Annotated in this window: 2 protein-coding genes and 1 pseudogene; 1 reads left to right on the top strand and 2 read right to left on the bottom strand. The window is 71.6% G+C overall.

Translation table 11 applies throughout. The features are described 5' to 3' along the window. Together A612_RS14915 and map are read right to left on the bottom strand one after the other, a co-directional pair. A partial coding sequence (locus A612_RS14915; protein WP_040437137.1) for a [protein-PII] uridylyltransferase family protein occupies positions 1-1,564 on the bottom strand: 1,564 nt, incomplete at its 3' end. Positions 1,565-1,585: 21 nt separating this feature from the next. Next, complete coding sequence (gene map, locus A612_RS14910) at positions 1,586-2,401, bottom strand: type I methionyl aminopeptidase (RefSeq protein ID WP_019375243.1); 816 nt, start codon at positions 2,399-2,401, stop codon at positions 1,586-1,588. 166 nt (positions 2,402-2,567) lie between these two features. On the opposite strand from map, the pseudogene A612_RS14905 reads away from it, so the two are divergent. Further along, a pseudogene (locus A612_RS14905) lies at positions 2,568-3,592 on the top strand (phosphoribosylformylglycinamidine synthase); the annotation flags it as partial.

Here is a 3,592-nt window from a genome sequence, read left to right as displayed (position 1 = left end):
GGCAGAAGCGCCGCGCCTCCAGCGCGCCGAGCTTCGAGTGGTCGCCGCCGCGGCCCTTGGCGATGTCGTGGAACAGCGCCGCGACGTACAGCAGCCAGGGTTGGTCCCAGCCGGCGGCCAGCTGCGAGCAGGTCGGGAACTCGTGGGCGTGTTCGGGCAGGAAGAAGCGGCGCACGTTGCGCACCACCATCAGCGTGTGCTGGTCGACGGTGTAGACGTGGAACAGGTCGTGCTGCATCTGCCCGACGATGCGCCGGAACACCCACAGGTAGCGGCCCAGCACGGAGGTCTGGTTCATCAGGCGCAGCGCGCGGGTGATGCCGCTGGGCTGGCGCAGGATGGCGAGGAACGTGGCGCGGTTGGCGGGGTCGCTGCGAAAGCGCGCGTCCATCGCATGGCGCGCGTTGTAGAGCGCGCGCAGGGTGCGCACGGACAGGCCCTGCAGCCCCGGGGTGGTCTGGTGGAGCAGGAAGGTCTCGAGGATGGCGCGCGGCTGCTTCTGGTAGAGGGTGTCGCTGGCGACTTCCAGGAGCCCGCCCCGGTCGAGGAAGCGCGCGTTGATGGGCCGCACCGGCGCGCGCGCGGGGGCCAGGCGCTCCTCGATGCCCAGCAGCAGGATCTGCGTGAGCTGGGACACCGCCTTGGCGGCCCAGTAGTAGCGGCGCATGAGCGCCTCGCTGGCGCGCATCGGCAGGCGGCGGCCATCGGGTGCGGTGCTGCGGTAGCCGAAGACTTCGGCGACGCTGGTCTGCAGGTCGAACAGCAGCCGGTCCTCGCGCCGCCCGGCCAGGGCGTGCAGGCGCGCCCGCACCAGGAACAGCAGCGCCTCGTTGCGCTCGATCTGGCGCACTTCGAAGGCGGTCGCCAGGCCGCTGGCGGCCAGGTCGTGCCAGCGGGTGCCAAGCCCGGCCGCGCGCGCCAGCCACAGGATGAGTTGCAGGTCGCGCAGGCCGCCGGGCGACTCCTTGCAGTTCGGCTCGAGCGCGTAGGGCGTGTTTTCCTGGCGCAGGTGGCGCTGGCGCATCTCCAGGGTCTTGGCCCGCAGGAAGGCGCGCACGTCCATCTGCGCGGCGTGGCTGGCCTGCAGCTGTGCGAACAGCGCCGCGTCGCCGCACAGCAGGCGCGCCTCCAGCAGGGCGGTCTGCACCGTGATGTCGGCGGCCGACTCGAGCAGACAGTCGCAGAGGGTGCGCACGCTCGCGCCGACCTCCAGGCCCGCGTCCCAGCAGCTGCCGATGAAGGCCTCTACCGCTGCCGCGGTGCCGGCCGGGGCGGCCTGCGGCAGCAGCACCAACACGTCCACGTCGGAGGCGGGAAAGAGCTGCGCGCGGCCATAGCCGCCGACCGCCACCAGCGCCGCCCCGGTGTCCGGCAGGCCCGCCTGCGCCCAGAGCCGGCACAGCAGCCGGTCGGCGAGCTGGGCCAGGCGGCGCAACAGGCTGCGGATGCCGCGCGTGGAGGCGCCCGGAGTGAGCAAGGTGCCCAGCACCGCCGCCTTGTCACGCTGGTAGCCCGCGCGCAGCACGGCCGCCGGGACGCCAGGGGAGCGGGTGGGTGGGGGCACGGCGCGCCGCGCGGCGAGGCCCTAGGTGCGCGTGGCCGCGACGAAATCGGGCAGCGGCGGATAGCCCTCCGACAGGGTCAGCACTTCGTAGCCGGTTTCGGTGACCAGCACCGTGTGCTCCCACTGGGCCGAGAGGCTGCGGTCCTTGGTCACGATGGTCCAGCCGTCGTTGCCGTGTTCCTTGACCTCGCGCCGGCCGATGTTGAGCATGGGCTCGATGGTGAAGGTCATGCCCGGGCGCAGTTCCTCGCCGGTGCCGGGGCGGCCGTAGTGCAGCACCTGCGGGTCCTCGTGGAACTTGTCGCCGATGCCGTGGCCGCAGAACTCGCGCACCACCGACAGGCCGTGGCCCTCGGCGAATTGCTGGATGGCGTGGCCCACGTCGCCCAGGCGGGCGCCCGGTCGCACCTGCAGGATGCCCAGCCACATGGCCTCGTAGGTGAGCTGCACCAGCCGCCGGGCGGCGATCGAGCACTCGCCGATCAGGAACATCCGGCTGGTGTCGCCGTACCAGCCGTCCTTGGAGATGACGGTGACGTCGACGTTCAGGATGTCGCCCTTCTTGAGCGGCTTGTCGTTCGGGATGCCGTGGCAGACCACGTTGTTCACCGAAGTGCACAGCGACTTGGGGTAGGGCGGATAGCCGGGGGGCTGGTAGCCGAGCGTGGCCGAGCGGCTGCCCTGGCGCTGCATGCACTCGGCGGCGAGCCGGTCCACCTCGTTGGTGGTCATGCCCGGGCGGATGTGCTGCGCGAGGTGGTCCAGCACCTCGGAGGCCATGCGGCCGGCCTCGCGCATGCCGGCGATGCCTGCCTGGTCTTTGATGGTGATGCTCATGGCAGCAAATTATCCCACCCGGTCCGCCGCGGCGGGCGCCGGCTTAAAATGCCCGGTTCCCGGCAAACCCGCGCCGGCCCGCGCCTTGGCCCCAGTCAGCGGCCCACGCCCGGCCGCAGCGCCTTTCAGCGTTCCATCCGAGCGTTCATCCACACAGGCCGCTACCGTGACCCTGCACATCACCACCTTCGAGGGCGGCAATGCCCTGACCCGCTTCCGCGCGCAGCAACTGCTGCCGGCCCTCGTGGCCATCCATCCCCGCATCGCGGGCGTGAGCGCCCGCCACGTGCACCTGGTGGCGCAGGAGGAGGCGCCCGACGTGGTGGCGCGCAACCGCCTCGGTGCCCTGCTGAGCTATGGCGAGCCCTATGCGGGCCCGAAGGAAGGGTGGGCGCTGTACGTGACGCCCCGCCTCGGGACGGTGTCGCCCTGGGCTTCCAAGGCAACCGACATCGCGCGCAACTGCGGCATCGCGGTGCGGCGCATCGAGCGCATCACCGAGTACCGCATTGCGCTGAAGGCGGGTCTGCTGGGCGGTGCACCGGAGCTGGACGAGGGGCAACGCAGCCGCGTGGCGGCGCTGCTGCACGACCGCATGACGGAGTCGGTGGTGGCCAGCGTGGCCGAAGCGCAGCGCCTGTTCGACGAGGTGGCGGCCGAGCCGATGGCTTTCGTCGACGTGCTGGCCGGCGGGCGGGCGGCGCTCGCGGCGGCGGACCGGGACTGGGGCCTGGCGCTGGCCGAGGACGAGATCGACTATCTGGTGGAGGCCTTCACCCGGCTGGGACGCAATCCCACCGACGTGGAACTGATGATGTTCGCGCAGGCCAACAGCGAGCATTGCCGCCACAAGATCTTCAACGCCCAGTTCACCATCGACGGCGTGGCGCAGGAGAAATCGCTGTTCGGCATGATCCGCCACACCGAGCAGGTCTCGCCGCAGCACACCGTGGTGGCCTACGCCGACAACGCCTCGGTGATGGAGGGCACGCAGGTCGAGCAGTTCGTCGCGCCCTTCGACCCCTCGCGCGGCCGGGCCGGCGCGCCCGCCTACGAAAAGCGCAGCGCGCTGCAGCACGTGCTCATGAAGGTGGAAACCCACAACCACCCGACGGCGATCTCGCCGTTCCCCGGGGCCGCCACCGGCGCCGGTGGCGAGATCCGCGACGAGGGCGCGACCGGGCGCGGCTC

Source organism: Melaminivora alkalimesophila, from assembly GCF_000282995.1.
Classification (GTDB): Bacteria; Pseudomonadota; Gammaproteobacteria; order Burkholderiales; family Burkholderiaceae_C; genus Melaminivora; species Melaminivora alkalimesophila.
Note: the sequence above shows the minus strand (reverse complement) of the source record. Positions and strands in the feature narration are given on the sequence as shown.